Genomic DNA, 20,753 nt, shown 5'->3' with positions numbered 1-20,753 from the left:
GAGTTCTCTGATGCTTGGGCCATTGGTATTCCCTATCTGGTTGCGGCTCAGTCTGGTTTTACCTCTGTTCGCCCTCAATCTTTGGGTGCTGCGTCAGTTACTACTGCCTTTAGCTCCGTTCCCTGGGCTGTTTGTCACGGCAGCGCTCATTGCATTTTTGCTAGATATTCCCAGTCGCTGGATTAATCAGCGTCTGGGGTTGCCCCGTTGGCTGGCCATCGGTGTGGTGGCAGTTTTGACGGTGGGCTTGTTGGTGTTGGCGGGCGTTGCTTTGGTGCCCCGTCTGATTGATCAGCTTGGCCAGTTGATCAATGAATTACCCGGCTGGCTTGTGGCTGCAGAAGGTTGGGTTACACGGCTGCAGGAATGGGCTTCGGGTCGGGGATTGCCAAGTGAATTCGGAGACTTCAGTAGTGATCTATTGACACGACTGAGCGGCGTGGCGACTCAGTTGAGTCAGCAATTACTCGGCATTCTTGGAGCCACTCTTGGCATCACCATCAACACGTTGTTGGTGCTTGTCTTGGCAGTGTTTCTTTTGCTGGGGGGCGATCCAATTACTGCTGGGCTGGCTCGTTGGCTGCCGGATCAATGGAGGGAGCTTGTGGTCGATACGATCACGGGTACATTCCGTGGTTATTTTGCCGGGCAAGTCTTGCTTGCACTGATTCTCAGCGGCGGCCAAATTGCTGTTTTTACGCTGCTAGATATTCCCTTTGGAGTGTTATTTGCGGTCTTAATTGGTTTTACGACTTTGATCCCTTACGCCAGTGCGCTCACGATTGTTGGTGTTAGTGCACTGCTCGCCTTACAGGACCCCCGCATGGGTCTAGAGATTCTGGCCGCTGCGATCGCTGTTGGTCAGATTGTGGATCAAGTGATCCAACCGCGCCTGATGGGAAGCATCGTTGGCTTGCAGCCTGCTTGGTTGCTCATTGCTCTGCCGATTGGTGCCAGAACAGGAGCATTATTTGGTTTTGGGCAGCTCTTGGGGTTATTGCTGGCCGTTCCCGTGGCGAGTTGTATTAAGACACTGGTTGATGCGTGGCGGGAATTACCTTTCGATCCAGCAGAGTCTTGAGCACGATCTCAACGCAACTGTCCAGACTTTGCTCACCGGTATTGATTTTTAGTTCGGGTGATGCAGGGTCTTCATAGGGGCTGGAAATACCGGTGAAATCTTTGATTTCGCCGGCCCTGGCTTTGGCGTAGAGCCCTTTGGTGTCTCGCTCTTCGCAAATGCTTAGGTCCGCTGCACAGTGGATTTCGATGAAATCATCAACATCCACAAGCTTGCGGGCTTTGTCACGGTCAGCTCGAAAGGGGGAGACGAAAGCGGTGAGCACGATGACACCGGCATCGAGGAAGAGCTTCGCAACTTCGCCGATGCGGCGAATGTTCTCCTCTCGATCTGAGTCGGAGAATCCGAGGTCTTTGCAAAGGCTATGGCGAATGTTGTCGCCATCTAATACATAGGTGGCAAGACCTTGCTCAAACAGTGCCGCATTCACTGCGTTAGCAAGGGTGCTTTTGCCAGAACCGGATAGGCCAGTGAACCAGAGGATTGCACTGCGGTGGCCGCGTTGTTGTGCTCGCGATTGACGGTCTACGGAGGCTTCATGCCAGACAATGTTCGTGCCCTTGGGGTTTGTATCTCCTTGCGGGGCAGAGCTCATGGTCTTGATTTTGATTGGGCTGCCATTCTCCATTCCGCCTAGCTGATCTGTCAGCTCCTTTCAGCCACCAGCTTGTTTGGGACGGAAGCCCTCGCTTTGCAGGAAGTCCATCACCAGGGTCACCTGGTCGCCCTGTAGCTCGAGTAGATCGTCTTTGACTGTTCCGCCTGTGCCAGCGCGGGCCTTAAGGCGCTTGAGCAAAGCCTTGGCTTCTGTAGCGGTGAGTGCCAGCCCAGTGATCTGGGTCACTGTTTTGCCACGCTTGCCTCCGCGTGTGCGTTGCACCCGCACAGCTTGCTGCTCCTTGGGATTTGCTTGGCTGACATCGGGGCGTTTCAGCGCGCTGGATTGCCCTGAAAAACCACCTGGGCCTGTGAATTCCTGCCAGCCACCTCGGGGCATTGTCTGATCGCCAATGTTGTGAATGTACGGGGGTTGGTGTTTTTGCATGCCATCTTCGAGGTGATCAGATGCAACTCCGCGATCCGATGGCTGCTGGTGATGCTCTGCTGGATGGTTGCTGCAACAACGATTGCAGCGCTAACGCGAATGAATTCACCTTGAGTAGAGAGCTGATTCCAATTGCAGCGGTTGCATCCTGATTGCAGATGCCATCAAGCCGGATGCTGTTAATGCGGTGAGCGCTCTCCATAAGCGTGGAATTAACGTTTCCATGCTCACAGGCGATAGCCATCCAGTGGCTGAAATCATTGCCCATCAGCTTGGTTTCGATGGCTTTCGCGCTGATGTAGGCATGGCGATGGGAGCACTCGGCTCTGATGCCGCCATTGAAACCATTGATGTGGTGATCACGACCGATGCCCCTTCTCAGCTCGCCAAGGCGATTGATCTCGGCAAGCACAGCAGGGGGATTTTTTGGCAAAACATCGCTATGGCGCTGAGCGTGAAGGGGCTGTTCATCGCCTTTGCTTCCTTTGGTGCGGCGACTCTTTGGTCGCCTGTCTTTGCTGATGCAGGAGTTGCCTTGCTGGCAATCCTCAATACCTCGTGCGTTTGGCGCCGTTTATTTGGCTAGTAAAAACTCCCTCTAACTTTGCGGCTCTGAACGAAATCAATCACTGCTGCTTGGGGTGATTCTTTCGATTCCTAGGCTGGTGTCGTTCTTGCCTGGCGTACCGGTGACCAGCACTCTGCCCTCTCAGCCCAAAGATGCGGACCTTGCTGTGAGTGCGCGACCTTCTGCCCAGGGGCGTTTCGGCAGATATGGGGGCCAGTACGTGCCCGAAACCTTGATGCCTGCCTTGGCTGAACTGGAGCAAGCAGCTGCGCAGGCATGGAAAGATCCTGCCTTCATCGCTGAGTTGGACCGGTTGCTGCGTCGTTATGTGGGCCGGGCGACGCCGCTCTATGAGGCTGAGCGACTCACGGCTCATTACCGCCGTTCAGACGGAGGCCCCAGGATCTGGCTGAAGCGTGAGGATCTCAATCACACAGGCGCTCACAAGATCAATAACGCTTTGGGTCAGGCTCTGTTGGCGTTACGCATGGGTAAAAAGCGGATCATTGCCGAAACAGGTGCGGGTCAACACGGTGTGGCGACTGCCACGGTGTGCGCTCGTTTTGGCCTTGAGTGTGTCGTCTACATGGGCGCTGAGGACATGCGCCGTCAGGCGTTGAATGTGTTCCGCATGCGTCTGCTTGGAGCCACAGTGCAGCCTGTCACCGCAGGCACGGCCACGCTTAAGGACGCGACTAGTGAGGCGATTCGTGATTGGGTCACCAATGTGGAGAGCACCCATTACATCCTTGGTTCGGTGGCTGGTCCCCATCCCTATCCGATGCTTGTTCGGGACTTTCATGCCGTGATCGGTCAGGAGGCCAGGCAGCAGTGTGCTGAGGCTTTCGGTCGCTTGCCTGATGTCCTTTTGGCATGCGTTGGTGGAGGGTCCAATGCCATGGGTTTGTTTCATCCCTTCGTGCAGGACCGCTCTGTGCGCATGATTGGAGTTGAAGCCGCTGGTGATGGTGTTGAAACTGGTCGTCATGCGGCAACAATCACCGAAGGTCGAGTAGGCGTCTTGCATGGAGCGATGAGTTTGTTGCTTCAGGATGAGGAAGGTCAGGTGCAAGAGGCCCATTCGATTAGTGCCGGCCTCGACTACCCGGGAGTTGGTCCAGAACACAGCTACTTGTGTGAGATTGGTCGAGCGGAGTATGCCGCGGTTACCGATCAGCAGGCTTTGGATGCTCTGCGCCTGGTGAGTGAACTAGAGGGAATTATTCCTGCCCTGGAGACGGCCCATGCCTTTGCTTGGTTAGAGATGCTTTGCCCCACTCTCGCCGCTGGAACAGAAGTGGTGATCAATTGCTCTGGTCGAGGCGATAAGGATGTCAACACCGTGGCAGAGAAACTTGGTCATCAGCTTTGAGTGATGGCCGCTGGCAGTCTTAAGGCACTCGCTGCTGGCTGGTGATGAGCTGCTGCAGATGTTTCGTTGCCCACCCAACGACTGACTCAAGGTCGACTCTGCAACACAGTATTCAAAGCACTATGAGCTGAGCATTTAGTCAATCCAAGTGCAGCGTTCGATTCGCCTCTCCTTATCGCTGACTGGTGCTGCTGCTCTGGCCTTAGCGAGTCCTCCGATTCAGCCAGTTGCTGCTCAAGACGATGGCAGCGCAGCAGATCTGGGGGTGATGGAGATCAACCTCAAAGACGCTGTTCATTTCAACTGGGGCTTTCCAGGTGCACTACAAGGAGCTGGAACTCCTAACCAGGCAGGTATTGGCGCGTTTCTGCCGATTGTTGTTGGTGAGAACAGCGTCTTCTTTATTGATGCCTTAGCCAATGCCAATTTTGGTGATCATTATGGAGAAAGCAGCATCGTTAATACCGATGTCGCTGGCACCACCATCAGCACCTCATCAAGACTTGGTTACCGCTGGCTCAATGGTGATCGCTCTTGGATGGTTGGAGTGAATGCTGGCTATGACAGCCGGCCGATGAATACAGGTAATGCGGATTCAGGTGTCACCCTCTACGACAAGGAAAGTGCTTTCTTTCAGCAGATCGCAGCAGGTTTAGATAGAAGCAGTCTCTGATACCTGGAACTTCAATGCCTATGCCTTAATTCCTGTTGGTGATACAGAGCAGCGTCTCAATGTGCGTTATCTCGGCGGGGCGCTTGATACCTATGGCCTGGATGTTGGTTATTTCATCACCCCTGAACTCAATGCATCTGTTGGTTATTACTACCAGCAAGGTGATCTGGATGATGCTGATGGTTCGGGCGTGCAAGTCGAGCTGGATTATCAGATCGCTGATGGTTTAACGGCTGGCATCAATGTTTCCTATGACGAAGCATTTGAAACGAGAGTTTCAGGCAACATTGAGTATCGGTTTGGTAGCAATAGTACAGCTGCAGAAACGAAGAAAAAAGCATGGCAAAAGCCAACCATTCAAGCGTTATCTGAAAGCGTTAAAAACAGAAATATCCGCGTTCATGATGAAGCAGATACGAAAAAGTGCAAGATATTTGATCCGCGCAATGGCCAAAAAATAGCATCTGTACCCATTTCGTCTTATTTCGCCGTCTTCTTACAAAAAGCATCTGCATCTGGATCCGTGTAGGAACATTGTAACCCTGGCGCGAAACACGCAACTCCTGGCGGCTGGGAACCCCATTGAGCACTGGTCCATCTGGGATTAACGTTCCATCAAAATGCCCATAAAAGCAGCTAATTAACTGTTCAATACCTGGCACCATCTGAGTACAGGACTAGCTAGCTTGATAGAATATCTTTAACGCCTAAGTTGCATTAAAACCTAAGCATACTGAACGCTCCCTTTTCACTTAATTCCTCTGGCAAATATATTTATTTGCTCTATCTATTAGTGCGCGAAAATAATTCATGAAAGCAGCATTCTCGTATCACCATCGCGGATGCCATTCGCTCTTCTAAATTTCACCGCAACTTGCTGCCACTCCTCTGGGATTTGATTGAGTCTGATGTCAAAGGCAAACGGTAATTTCTGCTGTCCTGGTGAGACCAGGTTCTTCTTGCTTTGGCTACCTCGGCCTTTCTCAACCAGTCGTTTCAGCATCCTTGGGCCCCAGTGGCATCTGGGCCCGCTTTTGCTTTTGTGGCGATAGCGCTGACAAAACCATGCATATCGTTTGGAGCAACCTTTAAGGATTGATGCCAGTTGCAGAAAGCTTGGATGCCATTGGCTCATGACGTCCGTTTGCAACCTGCTGTAGTGGCCATAGTTGGAATAGGGGTCATAAAAACCTTTTCTGATTCCTGCAGCCTTTGGATTGGCGTGGATATACCGCAACGTATTCAGTGCTCGCCTGTGATCTTTCGGAGCAAACGCTGTGGCGTAATACCTCGCCTCCCAAAAATGTCCGCAACGACCAGAAAGATGATTAAGTGCCATCGCTGAAGTCCACGCAATCCAATGCATCAATCTCGGCAGCTCACTTGCATCATCAGGACGCAGCAGCAAGTGCAAGTGGTTGGCGTGGTGAGGGGCTGGCTGCCGGTTGGATCCGCCTTCCATCCATAAGGGTCACGCGAACACCCGTTTTGCAGAGTGCCTTAGCCACATCCCAGACGGCCCCGATGTCAACCGCATGGGATTGCTTTTACCTTGAAAACCCTCGGCCATGGAGCTGTTTCACATTGCCCCAAGCTAAAGAGATGAACTATTAGACCATGGGCTTCTTTAGCCACCCTGTCTCTAGATGACAGTCACCACAGAGCAAAATTGAAACAGCTCAAGGCTGAAGCAGCCTCTCCCAGTACCTCCGGACTGTTCATACAGAGCGATATGAACTCTCTCTAAGACGTAAAATAAGACCAAGCTGACAGGAGTTGATCTGCCTCTTATTCAGGACGAGAGCCGATGGTGGTAGTGATTGGAAGTGGCTAAAGCTTTTTGCCTGCTATTGCACCTAAGCGTGATGCCCTATTGCGGTGAACAATAAAGACCATCTAAAGTATTCATTGATGGCTGGTAGATGTTATGTAAGCTTAGTCTAGGGGAAATGATGAATTGCGGGTGTAGGCAGAGATAGTATACTTTGGCTGATCAGATCTTTTAATAATAAAGGAATCTGCACAGATGAAATCTAGATGTGTAGAGCAAAAGCATTCCAGTGCATCTTGAAGTGTATTTACAATGGGCTCACCGCGTTGGTTTAAACTTGTATTAATAAGAGCAGGGATGCCAGTCCTTGAATAAAAATCAGTGATTACTTCATATAAGAAGGTATTCTGCTCTCGTGTAATTACTTGAAGGCGAGCTGTGCCATCAATATGAACTGCCGAAGGAATTAGATTAGATACATCATTAGGTATCTTGATTAGAGTCAACATGTACTGTAAAAGCTGATTTGAAGTTGTTTCCTGAAATAGTTTTTCTTGTATATCTATGGTTGTAATTGGAGCAAGTGGCCGAAAGTCTTCTCTAGATTTTATGTGAGTGTTGATAAAGGATATTGCATGTGGATCCGAAGGGTTGGCAAGAATAGATCGATTGCCAAGCGCTCTAGGTCCAAATTCTGCAGATCCACGGTAAATCGCACCAACTTTGCCTTCTATTAGGAGATCAGAAAAATCATTAGGAGAACAGGGGCTTGTTGATGATGGCTTGAAGCCTATCGTATTAAGGAATTTTCTTGTACAGAGAGCACTATTATTTAGGCCTAGATACGCTGTTTTGTTGGTAACTAGTGAGGCTTGATGATACTCTATTAAATATGCATAGCATGCTCCAACTGCTGAGCCTGCATCACCTGCTGCTGGACAAATTGAGAAGCTATAGTCAGTAAATTCAGTCTCAAGTACTGAGGTTAGCTTACAATTCAGGGCTACACCTCCACCCATGCTTATATTTTTTTCACTTGAGGAAGGCAGTCTATTGATGTAGGCTTTTAATATATTAACTACAAGTTTCTCAAGATATTTTTGAGCAGAGGCCGCTAGATCAAGATATTGTTGCTCAATATTACTTTCTGGCACACGTAATGGGAGTCCAAGTTCGTCTAGAAGGGATTTCGAGACAAGGTTTGTATCGAAAGGGTCAAGAATGGAAGTAGAAAAATCTGTATTTGTTGGCTGACCAAAGATTTCTTTTAACTTCTCATAAAAGTGTGGCTTTCCATAAGGGGCAAGGCCCATAAGCTTGTATTCACCACTTAATATTTTGAACCCACATATTGAGGTTATAGCTGAATAGAAAAGGCCTACTGACTGGCATACTGAAAAAGACTTTAGAATTGAAAGAGTTCCATTATTCTCAAAGGAACCTATAAAGCCGGACTTATCTTGACCAAAGGCGTCAAGGATCAATACTAGGCCTGATTGTTTTGGGCTAAAAGCAAAGGCTGAGGCAGCGTGACTTATATGATGATCTGATATATAGAGCTGCGAAGGCGAAAGGGATAGGGATTCAATAAATGACAGCAGTTGATTAGTTGTATCAATGTAATTCTGAGAGAATTTTAGTATCCGTTTAAGTTTCTCTTTTAGAGTAGAGGAAGATGCTACGGAGTTACGTATAGACCAACTGAGCCTTTTTAGAGGATCTTCATAGTAACATAAGCCGCTAACTTGAATTGAGTTATGTTCAGCGTATTCAATGATATTATTGATAGCGTTTTGCGGCCAGCTTCGGTCACCCTTAGTTCTGGTGAATCGTTCTTCAGAGGAAGCAAAATGAATTCTTCCATCATGTCCTACTAGTGCAGCAGCAGAGTCATGAAACCCATATGAGATACCAAGTAGAGCGCGCTTGATATTACTCATACCATTGGATATTGATATCCATCCTTGAAGACAGACGAATCAGTGTTCACAATACGATTTCTTTTGACTATATTATTCTGATTCCCAAGTCTAAAGAAATGCATTACAAAAAGGATGGCAAGATGCCTTCGGTATGGGAATTGCATTGAAAGCTTCATTGAAGTAGCGGAGTCAAATAGGCAAAGAGAGCATCAGCGATGATCTTATATCCATCATCGCTTGGATGTCTTGCATCGGCCCATAAAAACTCATCATTGGGTAGAAGGTCAGAGATATCTTCAATACATTCTCCCAAAGTTGAACTATGTAGAGATTGATAGAAGTCATGTACTAATTTGGGATAACCTTCTCCAAGTATTGGGGCAGTTGCTGAGATCATCTCCATCAACTTAGGAGACATTGACTCAAGAGGATTATGTGGACTAGCAAGACATGGCTGAAGGAAGCGGCGAAAATACGCGTCATAATGACTGCATAAAATACTCATATGATTCGATTCCTCAATCCATCTTTCCCTTCGATCTCCTTGAAAGATGACATTGTTTAGTCGGCTAAAGAGATCTCCTTGCAAAAGTGGCTCAATGAGTAAACTTACAAAACCATTACTTATCTGTATTGGCAAGATTAAATCGTTGACACCACTTAAGGATATTACATGAGTGGGCCTTATGGTTGATATGTCCCTATTTAACTTTAGGTATTCAGCGTAGCTGCTGTATGTTCCACATCCACCATTGAGGATGGCTATGCTTTCATGTTGAGATGTAAGTCTGTGGTATAGATGATAAGTCCATGTGCTTTCAAGAATAGCCGATGTTGTAGAGCCTCCTAAGGCAATTATGCGGATTTTAGCCTGGCTAGGATGGTCTAGATGTTCTGAAAATAAACAAGCCCAGGGTCCATATATCTTGTACTCTCTGCGAGAAAGTGTTTCAATATAAGGAGGATGAGAGTAATCATGATCATAAAAACTATAGGTATCAAATGACCAATAGTCCATTTGGACCTTCGCGTTGTTATTAAATAATAACACATTCGAGTCATATCAATGCGGATTGAGTCATCAAATATTATTCTGTGTGAAACAGATTTGACTGAACATAGTAAGTTATGAATCAACAAGACATTTTCCATAAGCTTCAAGCCGCTGTAGAAGCCTATCAGTCACGTGAAATAGATATTGCAGAAACATTATTCAATGAAATTTTGGCAATTATTCCTGATGAACCCAATTCTCTCCATCTCCTCGGTTGCATAAATAACGACAGAGGAAATTTACATCAGGCTGTAACTCTAATTGAGGCTTCCATTGAGGCAGACAATTCCAGCTACATTCCCTTTTTGAATCTAGGTAGGATTCTGAATAGACTTGAACAATACAAAAAAGCTGAGTTAGTCATAAAAGAAGCATTGAAGCGGAACCAATCACTTGCGTCAGCCTGGTTTTCTCTAGGTGTGGTAATGAGGAATATGGGTAAATCTGAAGAGGCAATTCAATATTATCGGAATACATTGGCTTTGGATCCCTCTAATGATGAAGCAGCATGCAACCTTGGCGCTCTACTGATTGAAAATAACGAGGAGGAAGAGGCCATGCAAGTTTTGTCGCAAGCCTTGACCATTAATCCCCACAATTTTGATTGCCTCATGAACTATGGCCTTGTTCTTCAAAGTCAGGGACATACAGAAGACGCCATCCAATGTTTTAAAAAGATTGTCCAATTAAAACCTGACTTTAAACAGGCATATATAAGCCTAGGGAAAATATTTAGGAGTAAGGGGGACTATTTATTGGCTATAGATGCGTATAGGAATTTGCTTCAGTTCCCCTTGGAAGACCAATACATCTACTCTCACGGTAGTAAGTCTCTTGTCTTAGACAAAGTTCAAACATCAGCGACTCATGACATTTGGCTGACACTGTTGGACCAGAAACTATCAGGATCCAAGTCAATGCCGAAATATCATGATGTAGTAAAGATTCTCAACGATGATCTCTATCCACCCTTATTTAAGGACGGCAAGGATTTTGCCGAACCTGCTAACAGACTTAATGTAAATGGCTACCAGATTGAGGAGGATCTAATAGATCGTAATACCTGCAATGAACTAATCTCTACTTTTTCTATTTCTGGTAAGCCTTTAACATTGGAGCTTATTCAAGCTATTGTAGAAGCAGGGATTATGCGCAAGGTGCTTGAGTTAATATTAGCGCAAACGAATTTTCCTCATTTGATATGGAATCTTGATTTTACCTCGAAGAAATCAAACGATAAGACCCGCTCTGATATTTGGCACTATGACAACCATTTTAATTCGTGGACCCCAAAATTAATGATCTACTTGAATTCACAGAAAGAAGAAAGAGGTGCTACAAGCTTTGTCAAGGCAGCTCAGTCCCGACAAATCTCGAAGAGAACGGGGTATATGGGTTTTCTTTTTCAGCGTGACAAATTCGAGCAGTATGTTTCACCTTGGGCAAATCTATTTACATTGGATAATGGGACCTATGACCCTCCGCATTACAATTTTTCACCTGATACTCCAGGTCAAGCGGTTTTGTTCTACCCCTCCAGAACATTCCACCGTGGGGTGCCCCCCATACAGGGAGTACGTCATGTACTTACTTTTTCATTTACCCCCCTTCCGGCTGATTGCGATTTGACTATCGATCAATGCGTAGACCGATCAGTACAGCTTTTAAACAATGCCAGCACGTGTGATGATGTACATGATTGTAATCCCTTTTGGATTAGTGCTAATTAAGAATACACAAATTGAACGCCCTGTATTGCTATCTGATTGAGGCGTAGATCCCAAGCTCATGGCAATCGTTTTTGGCCAGGTGAGGTCGTTTGCTGAAGTTGATGTGTGGCGTAGTGTCATCCACCAAAAAGATTCCAGATATTGAGAAACCTTTTAATTGTCTAACCCCAGTGTTCCACTCTGCTCTTCTCTACTTATCGTGAACTGTTATGGCTGCTTTGACTTTACTTAGCGCTCCCATTAAGCCTGTTCCGGCTTAAGAAAAAGCCATACCATCAGATCTCGGGGTGAAGGAGACCAATCTTAAAGACGCTGTTCAGTTCAACTGGTGTTACCAAGCTGCACTCTCAGGAACAGGTACACCAAATCAATCAGGCATTGAGGCCTTATCTTCCCAGTGCCGTGGGAGCGAACAGCATCTTTTTCTTGAATGCCCTGGTATAAGCGAACTTCGCTCAGTAAGACGGCAGCAGCAACAGCATCAATAACCATTGTGTTGTCCATTGTCAGCGCATTAACTCGTTTAGGGTTTGTCTGGCTCAATGGTGATCACTCTTGAATTTATTAAGTGAATGGTGGACATGAGCACCGGCCGATTAATATTAGCCATGTGTATGTAGGTTAAATCACTGTAGAATAAGCCAGAAGTCTTTTGATTATCTGGAATAGAGATCTAACTAATGTTATGTCTTCATTGAAAAGCGCTTGGGTCTTATGCGCAGTTCAACTCTCCGCCATTTTGGAATTAATTTAGCATATATACATAATAGCCGAATGGTCTGATATTCAAGAAGGAGCCTCCCAAATAGGCTCGATAGGCAGAACTTTTTTATGAAAGACTAAACTATTCATCATTATGAATGTAAAGCTGTAACTTCGAATATTTCTGGATGCAATGCCTAAGGCTTTCTTCATTAGATTCAAGATAGGCATTTATCGATGACTCGAGCAATTTGCCATGCTGTTCATATGACTTAGTGAATAGGTCATTGTCAACTTCAATTCCATTATCTGAAGCCCCCCTTTTCTTGAGAAAGCTAATGATATTTAATGTGCTTTGCTTGTAGATATTATGCAGGCTTGAGAGTGATTCATGAGCTTGATTGAAGGGCTCTCTAACATTTTCAATTAAAGTATTCAGCTCATTATAGTTGGAGTATTCTATAGTTGATAGACCTTCTAGTTCTGGTGTTTTTACAATAGCAGGGACGTTTATCCAACTTAGTCCTTCTTTGACCATATCATAGATTGGCCCACTATGGTCAAGGTATGTAAATCCAAAGTTGAGCAATAGAAACAGGTTGTTTTTTTTGGAAAACAAGGTCGCCATCTCTTGCTTATTTAAATGCCCTTTGAAATAACCAGGGCAAACGTTTTCCCAACCCTCATCTCCATATATTTCGACATTTCTCTCGGTACAAATATTATTAACTATGTCATGCTTAAGTGCTTGTGCAGCATAGTAAAATATCAGATGCATGTTTCTAAATTGCTGCGCTTTAATATGTTCTGATGTATCAGAAATCTGTAGAATTCTATGGATAGATAAATACCAGAGGGATAGTTCAGTTAATGGATTTTGCATGGTATTTAGGATATCTGAAATCTGGACTTTAAAAGCTTGTGTAGCTCCCCACCGACTTTGAGATAGAACTATTACTTTGTAATCATCACTAAGCTTTCCCATCTTTCTGTTCCTGTAATCTTGAGGTATGCCTATATATTTCATACGGTTTTTGTATTTTTTGTCCCAATATTCAGACAATACACCCATATTAGTAATGCCAAAATTCTTGTGATTCGCTGCACGTAGCAAATGGCCATGTAACTCTAGGTCGCCAGGATCATTATTGATTACGATTAACTCTAGTCCAAGGAATGGGATCAATAGATATAAATCAATGCCATTTTCTACAGAAAACTTGAACAGGTCATCATTATTCACCGTAACCAATATACCGGCTTGAATTTCTTGCATCTCATCAAGAAGTTCTTCCATAGTGTAACCACGTATAGGCTTGTGATATCTACGGGTTTTCGGATCAAATGAGCTTGGCTGTATAATATATTTTGCACCATTAATTTCATCTTTTAACCAATCAAAAAATGATGTATAGCGATGATTATCAACACCTAAAAATAGAACATTTTGCCAATCCTTACCCATCCCAAGTAGCTGGCTATTCTCCCTGGCATATTTATTAGTGGAGATCATGCAATTGGCAAAAACGTCAACAGAGTTTTTGTAATGGGAATAAAAAATATCACTGACTTGGATGTTTAGATTATTTATGGGCAAATCATTGCAAACTTGACGTGTATTGTATCTAAGCCATTGCAATACGTAATCTTCAGTTCTACAGTCAATCTCATCGATTAGCAACTCATGGAGATATAATTTCTCTGAATACCAGTATTTCATGCATACTGATTTCGCTGATGTGTAAAGTTGTATTTTCACCTTGAATGAGTATATTCATGGTCAATATTATACCTTAATAGTGATAGACTTACAAGCAGTCTGAGCATATCTATCTATATAGGAAATGAGAGTACTATTGCATGGTAAATGGCCCCCAGCCCTCGAGAATGATTTCTACCTGCATTTTTTTGAGAGTGTATTTATCTAATGAATATGTTAGTATTGGATTTTCTAGTTTATCTGTCCAAGTTAAATCTTTGTATATAAACCTTCAATTTTATCATTCCAGATAAGTTGACCTTCGATCCTGAATGTTGCCATGCAATCTCTTTCTATGATACTTGCTTACAAATAAATTCCTCTAGCCTTCTTTTGGTGTAATTGAATAATTTCCCTATTCTCCCAGTAAGATATTAAGGATTGGGAAAATGCCTCAGAAGTGATATAAGGCGAGCATTTAAGAAGTACTTTCGATATTGGTGAGATTTAGCACCGCCGAAGGACTGTAAGAGCATAATTTTCAATAATACTAATTTACACTCCAGCTAAAGTATTAACGTAATCTTAAGAAGAAAACAGAGCTTGTTTCCACTTCCCAATACAACTGAGGTCCAAGTCAGAAGGCAAACAGAGTTGATCCAGAAGGCTGTATTTAATACTCGAACAGCTCGCCCTTTGCTTCCCCCTGTTTGCATTGCATTTACTTAACGAGACTCTTGATATAGCTACCCAATTGATTCTCCGAGATTTGTATTACGTGATTTAGCAAGGTTTTCTTTCTGTCATCGTCGTTCGATATGGGCCAAAATACTCTGCGGTACTATTTTGTTTAATACTTATAGCTTTCTTTTCCCTGTATTCAGAATTATTGCCCCCTTTGCCCTTGTTTCATGATATACATTAAAACACACTAATTTATAGCTTTTGCTATTTGACTCGTATTAAGCTTTCCAATTGTCCTGACTGATTTGGAATCACAAGATAGGCAACACTCTCTTTTCCCAAATATTTTAGATGGCACCATCGTCAATGGAGATATTGACGCCCCAAATAAATGGATCACTGGAATCCAATCCTACTTATCTGTATCTACTTTGTCCGAGGCTAATTCCCTAGATACTTCAGAATACTTTTTGGGACATGAGTGTAGGGTAGAGGATGTGGCGTTTCTATTAGATGATCCACAAGCTGGTATTTTTTCTAACAAAATGGCTAATGGCCAAATAGCTGAGTGGCTAACATTGGCACACAACAATAGATTCTATTGTATTCCGCAATTATTCTTTCATCTCCCTCCTGACCATAATGAAGCGTTTAATTCAACGGCAAATTTCTCACTACTACAAGAAGGAATATATATGCCTTTACCAATATCTCAAAAAGGTTGGTGCTCGTCTGTAGCAATCCAGAATTCTTCAATACAGATTCTTTCACCTCTAGATGTATATGCATTACTTGCCGATAGGGAGATTCATCCTAATCAGTTACATATCCTAGTAGAGTATCAAAGTGGCTCTGATTCAATAGTTAGTATTTTCCCTGCCAGGTACATCAATTACAACAATCATTCGGCAGGCAGCAGTCTGAAGTATATTCAACCTATTTCAGGGCAAACACTTCTTGCCATTGATCAGCAATTAAGGATAGGCTATATAGGTATAGCTATACCTTTAGGCGGCTCTGATCACAAAACAATTATTGAATTCACATCACTAGTATTTCTTGATATTGCAAGCCTTTGCAAAGTAAACTCTTCTTTCTCAAGTCTTGAGGAGCATGCTGGCAAGCACTTCATCCCAACTTATAGTCTAACAAGGAGATTGCAGGCAGATGTGTACTTTTTCTGCTATCAATAGGGGGAAGACTTTCTGCATTATTGATGACCTTCGCTTCGTGTGATTGGCCTAATTTTTTTATGTTTATACCTCTGGTCTTGCAAGGAAGTTGGAATGATTTCTTGTGCTTAATTCATCCAGGGTAAAAGTTGTTGATGCAGGAACGCTCGTGCAAGATTGCTTGTGTGGATTGTATTTGACATAGAACTTTGCTCTGCTTTGTCTTGCACTTGGTGAAATCTTGTGATTCATGCATTGTCCAAAGTCTTTGTCAAATATATTTAGTGTTGCCTTGACATTGTTGCCATATTTTGTTCGTACTTTATCGTAAGCCTTGTTGAATTATTTTGCTTGACATCAATAGTTTTGAGCCCCCCTCCGGTTTGGGATTTAATCTCTGCAGTTTTTTGCTGGAATTAATCAAAATTTCTTTTCTTGGAATTCCTTCTCTGGGGGCTGTTTTGGCTTTGCCCTCACGTCATTAGCCGATGCTTCGCTATGTAGTTCCGATATGTGAATGCTTTGGCTCAGATTTCATATTTGCTTGCATGACGGCCAGTTTTGTTGGATTTGGTGATTGTCTTACGACAACAGTCTGTCGAGGTGGTGAGCAACACGCTGGACGGCTGCCTTTGCGGTGGCATATGCCATGCGCATTGGACCAATCAGTGCTACTTGGCCGATACCTTCTCCGGAACTGCGATAGACGGCTTGCACAACTGAGCAGGCATTGAGTGCGCTCTGTGGATGTTCTGCGCCAATCCAAATTCCGCCTAGTTCTTTGCCTCCTATGGGTACGACTGCCGCTGGTTGTGTATCCATCAGTTCAAGTAAAGGTTGGAGGCTGGCGCTACTGCTGAATTCTGGCTGCGCAAGCAGCCTTGACATCCCGTGGAAGACTGCATCTGATTCAGCCGGTGTCTGGGCTTGGCTGTGGCTGTGAATCGCCTCTCGCAGTAAAGATCCGCTCAGATTGAGCTGCGGTGGCAGGCTCGACCAGTCGAGGCTGCCGTTTCCCGTTGTGGCCAGTTGATCGCGGATCCACTCCTCGATGGCTTCGAGTTCGTTGCTCGCTTCATGGGGCAGCCGCAGATTGAGATGACTGGCTTGGTTGGAGCTTTCCACCAGCATTACCAGCAGCCGGTCGCCACTGCGCACCAGGCGTACGGCTTGAAGCGTTGGCTTAGGCCGTGCTGGCCTGGTAATCAAGCTCATCAGGCCGGTGAAATCGGTGAGGCGACGGGCCAATTGCCACATCAAGTCATCGAGAGCTGCCCAGCGCAGACTGAGGTTTGTCAGTTCCCGTTCCAGGTGCTGCGCCGCCGATCCAGGAGGCGGCAGCAAGCAGTCCACATAGTGGCGATAGCCCTGCGGGCTCGGAACTCTTCCCGCCGAAGTATGAGGTTGGGTGAGCAGGCCACGCTGTTCAAGGGCCCCCATTGCCGAACGAACCGTTGCGGCGCTGGCTTTGAGGCCAAAGCGTTGCACCAGGGTTTTGCTGCCGACGGGCTCAATCGTGTCCACGTAGTGGTGCACCGTTGCTTGAAGCACCTGCTGTTGTCGTGCCGGTAGCGACTCCAAAGCGGTGACGTCGGGATCTTGATGGTACGGGGGGGGGCGCCCTTCTTTTGTGCTCTGTCACGAACTCACTAAGCCGGCCTCAGGGTTGGCGCAGTTTGCTTGCAATCCAGCATCACCAAGTCTCGATGCTTCTTCCCAGATTGCAGCTGTCGTGTTTCTCGTCGTGCAGCTCGACAAGATTTTGTGGCGGAAATTTTGCTGCTGTTCGCGATTCAGTTGGCTTGCGCAAACAGGCCTGTCAATCGACTCATTGATGTTGCCTTTGTGAGCGCTTCATACTGGGCGCAAGACGATCAGATGATTAATGGATAAAGATGATCTAAAGAGTCCCATTGCCGGCCCATGAAGGCCCGCCCGTTTTTGATTGCCGTGCTGGCCACGGTGTTTGTCCTGTTCTCATTGGTGGCGGGGCTTGGATGGGCTATGGCCCGCCAAAACCCTCTGCGTTTGGTTGATCAGCCACTGGAGTTGCCACGTGCTGCAAGGTTTGTGCCTCGAGAGGCTGCTCTTGCCGTTCATTGGTTGATGGATCCCGTGCGTGTGCCGGCCTATGCCCAGGCTGTAGCTCCGGCACGCAACCGTCGTAAGGCTCGCGATGGTGCTCAGCAGATTCGTGATGGTGCTTTCGCACTCGCTGGTTTGGATTTTGAGTCGGAGTTGGTCGACTGGCTTGGTCCGCAAGTGAGCATGGCTCTGTTGGAACCCAACGGGTCAGAAGGATCCATGGGTTGGCTTTTGGTTCTAGAGAGTCGAGATCAGGATGGTGCGAGGCGGTTTTTGCAGCGCTTTTGGCAAGCACGCAGCTTGGCTGGCACAGATCTGCAGATCAGCCGCTATCGGGGGATGGGAGTGATTAGTGGCAAAGGGGCTTTGAGCGGACGCAATCCCCAGCCTTTGGCAACAGCATTGATCGACGATGACCTGCTGTTGCTTGCGTCCGGCCGGGGGGTATTGGAACAGGCTCTTGATGTTTCCCAGTTGTCTGATCAGCATCAACTTGGCGATCAGGAGCTTGTCGAGATTGTGCGCCAGCTGGGGGATGGTGTGGCTCTGATGGTTGCCTCGCCGGCCGCGCTTCACTCTTGGTTAGGCCTGCCTAAGCCGCTCAGCCAGCGTGAGGATCTGTTGGGTTTGGTAGCTGCCTTGAAGCCTGAAGGGTCCGATTTGGCGCTGGAAGGGCTGTTGCGTTTCCAGCAACCCCTGGAAGCTGTTGCAAGTGAGGCTGGATCAACTGATGGACTTGCTCAACTCACTGCCTCGGCTGGTGGTCAGGCGGAGGCACTCGCTTTGCTGAGTTCACCTTCTCGATTACTGGATCCCTCAGATCAGGATCCTCTGGTGCAGTGGTTAGGCCCCTTACTGCGTCAGCAGTTGACGTCAAATGAACTGTCTTCTGCTGCCACGATTGCTGGTTTGGACGATGGACCGTTGTTGTGGCTTCAGCAGCCCGAAGGCTGGGTGGTTGCGACCAAGCAGGACCATCCAGCTGTCTCGGTGGTGGATGATGCGCTGACTGAGCAGGGTTTTATTCGTTCGGATTTGCCGTCTGATGACGAATCTCTGCAGGTGTGGACGCGATTGGCACGTCAACAAAGCTCCACTAAGAACTTGCTTGAGGCTCAGTTGGGCGTCGCTTTGGCCGAGGAGCCAGGCCAGGCCTGGTGGGGGCAGACCCTTGCGGCTCTGCAGCAGCGCAAGCAGGGCAAGGCGTTGCAGCCTCGTCTTCGTCAGCTGAACAATCTCAATCGAGATGATCGTCCGCTTACTCAACAGCTGGTTCTTGGTGCAAGTCCTGGTCGCGTGCAGCTTCAGCATTGGCGTCCCTGGACGTTGATGCAAACGCTTGCTGGTGGCTCATTGCAGCCCAGTGTGCAGGGGTTGGCCATGGCTGTGGGGCCTGATCAAGATGAGCAAAGCTCTTCTCTTCGCATGCGTGCCCGACTCAACCTCGGTTGATCTTTTCTTATTGCGCCATGGCATCGCTGAGCAGCGTTGCCATGGCGTTGATGATTCGCTACGCCCACTTACAGAGCAAGGAATTCTGCGCACGATGGAGGTCGCTCGTCGCTTGCGAAGCCTTGGCTTTGCTGCTGATCGTCTGCTGAGTAGTCCTTATCTGCGTGCTGCTCAGACGGCCGAACTTGCGCAGCAGGCGGGTCTGGCGGGGCGGGTGGAATTCGAGAGTTGCTTGCTTCCTGGCAGGGATCCTTGGCCTTTGCTTGAAGGATTGGTTGGGCGCTGCCTTTTGGTGGGTCATGAACATGATTTGACCCATCTAGCAGCAAGGTTGCTTGGAATCCCTACGGGCTGCTTGGTGTTGAAGAAGGCTGGTTTTGCTCACCTCAGATGGTCGCAGCAGAAACGAAGCCCTGCTGGTAGGGCAACGCTGCAGGTGTTGTTGAGGCCGTCGGTGTTGTTGCCCTGTTCCGCTTAGGTTGCCAAGCAGTTGTCGAGATGCGGTGGGGCAGGAGCAGGTTGGGGAGATTCGCCACGATCGCAGTGGCATCAGCTTTCGTCCGGGGCTGGAGGGAGTGCCAGTAACCCAATCCGCCATCTGTGATATCGATGGACTGCAGGGGCGGCTTGCTTATCGGGGTTATCCAATTGCGGAGCTCTCAGCGCATAGCAGCTTTTTGGAAACCACCTATCTGTTGATCTGGGGCGATCTGCCCAGCCCACAGCAACTTCGTGATTTCGAAGCTGAGGTGCAGATGCACCGTCGCGTGAGTTTCCGGGTACGCGACATGATGAAGTGCTTCCCAGCTTCGGGGCACCCGATGGATGCACTTCAGTCGAGTGCAGCATCCCTGGGGCTGTTCTATTCCCGTCGAGCCATCGATGACCCGAAGTACGTCTATGACGCCGTGGTGAGGCTGATCGCCAAGATTCCCACGATGGTGGCGGCCTTCAAGTTGATACGCAAAGGGCAAGATCCCATTCAGCCTCGTGACGACCTGGCCTACTCAGCCAATTTCCTCTACATGCTTACCGAGCGTGAACCGGACCCTTTGGCGGCAAGGGTTCTTGATCGCTGCTTGATCCTGCATGCGGAACACAGTCTTAATGCCAGTACTTTTAGTGCTCGAGTGACCGCCAGTACGCTCACTGATCCCTATGCAGTGGTGGCCTCCGCAGTGGGCACCCTTGCAGGACCTCTTCATGGTGGAGCCAATGAGGATGTTTTGGCGATGCTCGAAGAGATCGGCAGCCCAGAGCATGCTGATGATTATCTCAATGAAGCCATCACTTCTAAGCGCAAGGTGATGGGCTTTGGTCATCGGGAATATCGGGTCAAGGATCCTCGCGCTGTGATCCTTCAGGGTCTTGCAGAGGAGTTGTTTGCCCGATTCGGCACCGATGAGATGTACGACGTGGCCAAGGCGTTGGAGCAGGCGGCTGCCACCCGTTTAGGCCCTAAAGGGATCTATCCGAATGTGGACTTCTATTCCGGTCTTGTGTATCGCAAGCTTGGAATCCCTCGCGATCTTTTTACTCCTGTGTTTGCCATCTCACGGGTGGCCGGTTGGCTGGCTCATTGGCGAGAGCAACTTGGCGCGAATCGGATTTTCAGGCCTTCGCAGATTTACACCGGTGCTCAGAACAGAACTTGGATCCCTAGTGATGAGCGTGTCTCTTCTACGGGCGCCTAAGTTGCAGCCAGCTCAGCCATCACCATGGTGACCACCTTTGCCACTGCAA

Annotated in this window: 16 protein-coding genes and 2 pseudogenes; 10 read left to right on the top strand and 8 right to left on the bottom strand. The window is 47.2% G+C overall.

All coding sequences use genetic code 11. From position 1 onward, the window contains the following. Positions 1–10 precede the first annotated feature (10 nt). Complete coding sequence (locus tag SIB74_RS10270; RefSeq protein WP_063396705.1) at positions 11–1,081, top strand: AI-2E family transporter; 1,071 nt, start codon at positions 11–13, stop codon at positions 1,079–1,081. On the opposite strand, the gene cysC is transcribed toward SIB74_RS10270, so the two are convergent. Then, complete coding sequence (cysC, locus tag SIB74_RS10265; protein WP_197463321.1) at positions 1,026–1,676, bottom strand: adenylyl-sulfate kinase; 651 nt, start codon at positions 1,674–1,676, stop codon at positions 1,026–1,028. The genes SIB74_RS10270 and cysC overlap by 56 nt on opposite strands. Positions 1,677–1,736: 60 nt before the next feature. Next, complete coding sequence (locus tag SIB74_RS10260; protein ID WP_063396707.1) at positions 1,737–2,078, bottom strand: translation initiation factor; 342 nt, start codon at positions 2,076–2,078, stop codon at positions 1,737–1,739. 68 nt (positions 2,079–2,146) lie between these two features. On the opposite strand from SIB74_RS10260, the gene SIB74_RS10255 reads away from it, so the two are divergent. The 4 genes and pseudogenes from SIB74_RS10255 (at position 2,147) to SIB74_RS10240 (ending at position 5,268) form a co-directional block, all read left to right on the top strand. Continuing rightward, positions 2,147–2,278 carry a hypothetical protein gene (locus SIB74_RS10255; RefSeq protein ID WP_255359823.1) on the top strand — a complete coding sequence of 44 codons (132 nt, stop codon included), beginning with the start codon at positions 2,147–2,149 and terminating at the stop codon, positions 2,276–2,278. A gap of 35 nt (positions 2,279–2,313) precedes the next feature. After that, a complete protein-coding gene (locus SIB74_RS10250; protein ID WP_074159158.1) occupies positions 2,314–2,712 on the top strand; it encodes a hypothetical protein in 399 nt (132 codons plus the stop codon). A 103-nt stretch (positions 2,713–2,815) separates the two neighbouring features. Further along, the gene (gene trpB / locus SIB74_RS10245) at positions 2,816–4,066 is read left to right on the top strand and encodes a tryptophan synthase subunit beta (RefSeq protein ID WP_063396976.1); all 1,251 of its coding nucleotides are present in this window, start codon (positions 2,816–2,818) and stop codon (positions 4,064–4,066) included. A 148-nt stretch (positions 4,067–4,214) separates the two neighbouring features. Beyond that, positions 4,215–5,268, top strand: a pseudogene (locus tag SIB74_RS10240) (carbamoyl-phosphate synthase). A gap of 279 nt (positions 5,269–5,547) precedes the next feature. Here the strand turns inward: SIB74_RS10240 and SIB74_RS10235 are convergent. From SIB74_RS10235 to SIB74_RS10225, 3 genes and pseudogenes are all read right to left on the bottom strand, one after another. Then, a pseudogene (locus SIB74_RS10235) lies at positions 5,548–6,162 on the bottom strand (transposase); the annotation flags it as partial. Positions 6,163–6,674: 512 nt separating this feature from the next. Next, positions 6,675–8,450, bottom strand: a complete 1,776-nt coding sequence (locus SIB74_RS10230; RefSeq protein WP_063396711.1) for a carbamoyltransferase — start codon at positions 8,448–8,450, stop codon at positions 6,675–6,677. Between the two features lie 154 nt (positions 8,451–8,604). Continuing rightward, a complete protein-coding gene (locus tag SIB74_RS10225; protein ID WP_156486169.1) occupies positions 8,605–9,450 on the bottom strand; it encodes an SGNH/GDSL hydrolase family protein in 846 nt (281 codons plus the stop codon). Positions 9,451–9,560: 110 nt separating this feature from the next. Here SIB74_RS10225 and SIB74_RS10220 point away from each other — a divergent pair, with 110 nt between their 5' ends. Continuing rightward, positions 9,561–11,216 carry a tetratricopeptide repeat protein gene (locus tag SIB74_RS10220; RefSeq protein WP_063396713.1) on the top strand — a complete coding sequence of 552 codons (1,656 nt, stop codon included), beginning with the start codon at positions 9,561–9,563 and terminating at the stop codon, positions 11,214–11,216. A 321-nt stretch (positions 11,217–11,537) separates the two neighbouring features. On the opposite strand, the gene SIB74_RS10215 is transcribed toward SIB74_RS10220, so the two are convergent. Further along, complete coding sequence (locus tag SIB74_RS10215) at positions 11,538–11,720, bottom strand: hypothetical protein (RefSeq protein WP_063396714.1); 183 nt, start codon at positions 11,718–11,720, stop codon at positions 11,538–11,540. A 340-nt stretch (positions 11,721–12,060) separates the two neighbouring features. After that, positions 12,061–13,638, bottom strand: a complete 1,578-nt coding sequence (locus SIB74_RS10210; RefSeq protein ID WP_063396715.1) for a hypothetical protein — start codon at positions 13,636–13,638, stop codon at positions 12,061–12,063. Between the two features lie 968 nt (positions 13,639–14,606). Between SIB74_RS10210 and SIB74_RS10205 the strand changes: the two genes are divergently transcribed. Continuing rightward, the gene (locus SIB74_RS10205) at positions 14,607–15,494 is read left to right on the top strand and encodes a hypothetical protein (RefSeq protein ID WP_156486170.1); all 888 of its coding nucleotides are present in this window, start codon (positions 14,607–14,609) and stop codon (positions 15,492–15,494) included. A gap of 561 nt (positions 15,495–16,055) precedes the next feature. Here SIB74_RS10205 and hrcA read toward each other — a convergent pair. Next, positions 16,056–17,054 (bottom strand): heat-inducible transcriptional repressor HrcA, encoded by a 999-nt coding sequence (gene hrcA, locus SIB74_RS10200; RefSeq protein ID WP_063396717.1) that lies wholly within the window; start codon positions 17,052–17,054, stop codon positions 16,056–16,058. Positions 17,055–17,396: 342 nt separating this feature from the next. On the opposite strand from hrcA, the gene SIB74_RS10195 reads away from it, so the two are divergent. From SIB74_RS10195 to SIB74_RS10185, 3 genes are read left to right on the top strand one after another with little or no spacing between them, the layout of a single operon-like run. After that, on the top strand, positions 17,397–19,010 hold the full coding sequence (locus tag SIB74_RS10195; protein ID WP_063396719.1) for a DUF3352 domain-containing protein: 1,614 nt from the start codon (positions 17,397–17,399) through the stop codon (positions 19,008–19,010). Further along, positions 18,988–19,488: a SixA phosphatase family protein gene (locus SIB74_RS10190; RefSeq protein ID WP_369818050.1), complete on the top strand. Its 501-nt coding sequence runs from the start codon at positions 18,988–18,990 to the stop codon at positions 19,486–19,488. The genes SIB74_RS10195 and SIB74_RS10190 overlap by 23 nt, the downstream gene beginning before the upstream one ends. A 25-nt stretch (positions 19,489–19,513) precedes the next feature. Continuing rightward, positions 19,514–20,704: a citrate synthase gene (locus SIB74_RS10185; RefSeq protein WP_063396977.1), complete on the top strand. Its 1,191-nt coding sequence runs from the start codon at positions 19,514–19,516 to the stop codon at positions 20,702–20,704. Positions 20,705–20,753 lie beyond the last annotated feature (49 nt).

It is taken from the genome of Prochlorococcus sp. MIT 1306 (assembly GCF_047304515.1).
Taxonomy (GTDB): domain Bacteria; phylum Cyanobacteriota; class Cyanobacteriia; order PCC-6307; family Cyanobiaceae; genus Prochlorococcus; species Prochlorococcus marinus_D.
The sequence above is the reverse complement of the archived record's forward strand: the minus strand, read 5'-3'. Positions and strand labels throughout refer to the sequence as shown.

Excerpts from the sequence above, each read along its gene's own strand:
- SIB74_RS10270 (WP_063396705.1), top strand. The coding sequence starts at position 11 with ATGCTTGGGCCATTGGTATTCCCTATCTGGTTGCGGCTCAGTCTGGTT.
- cysC (WP_197463321.1), bottom strand. The coding sequence starts at position 1,676 with ATGAGCTCTGCCCCGCAAGGAGATACAAACCCCAAGGGCACGAACATT.
- SIB74_RS10260 (WP_063396707.1), bottom strand. The coding sequence starts at position 2,078 with ATGCCCCGAGGTGGCTGGCAGGAATTCACAGGCCCAGGTGGTTTTTCA.
- SIB74_RS10255 (WP_255359823.1), top strand. The coding sequence starts at position 2,147 with ATGCAACTCCGCGATCCGATGGCTGCTGGTGATGCTCTGCTGGATGGT.
- SIB74_RS10230 (WP_063396711.1), bottom strand. The coding sequence starts at position 8,450 with ATGAGTAATATCAAGCGCGCTCTACTTGGTATCTCATATGGGTTTCAT.
- SIB74_RS10225 (WP_156486169.1), bottom strand. The coding sequence starts at position 9,450 with ATGGACTATTGGTCATTTGATACCTATAGTTTTTATGATCATGATTAC.
- SIB74_RS10220 (WP_063396713.1), top strand. The coding sequence starts at position 9,561 with ATGAATCAACAAGACATTTTCCATAAGCTTCAAGCCGCTGTAGAAGCC.
- SIB74_RS10215 (WP_063396714.1), bottom strand. The coding sequence starts at position 11,720 with ATGGACAACACAATGGTTATTGATGCTGTTGCTGCTGCCGTCTTACTG.
- SIB74_RS10210 (WP_063396715.1), bottom strand. The coding sequence starts at position 13,638 with ATGAAATACTGGTATTCAGAGAAATTATATCTCCATGAGTTGCTAATC.
- SIB74_RS10195 (WP_063396719.1), top strand. The coding sequence starts at position 17,397 with ATGAAGGCCCGCCCGTTTTTGATTGCCGTGCTGGCCACGGTGTTTGTC.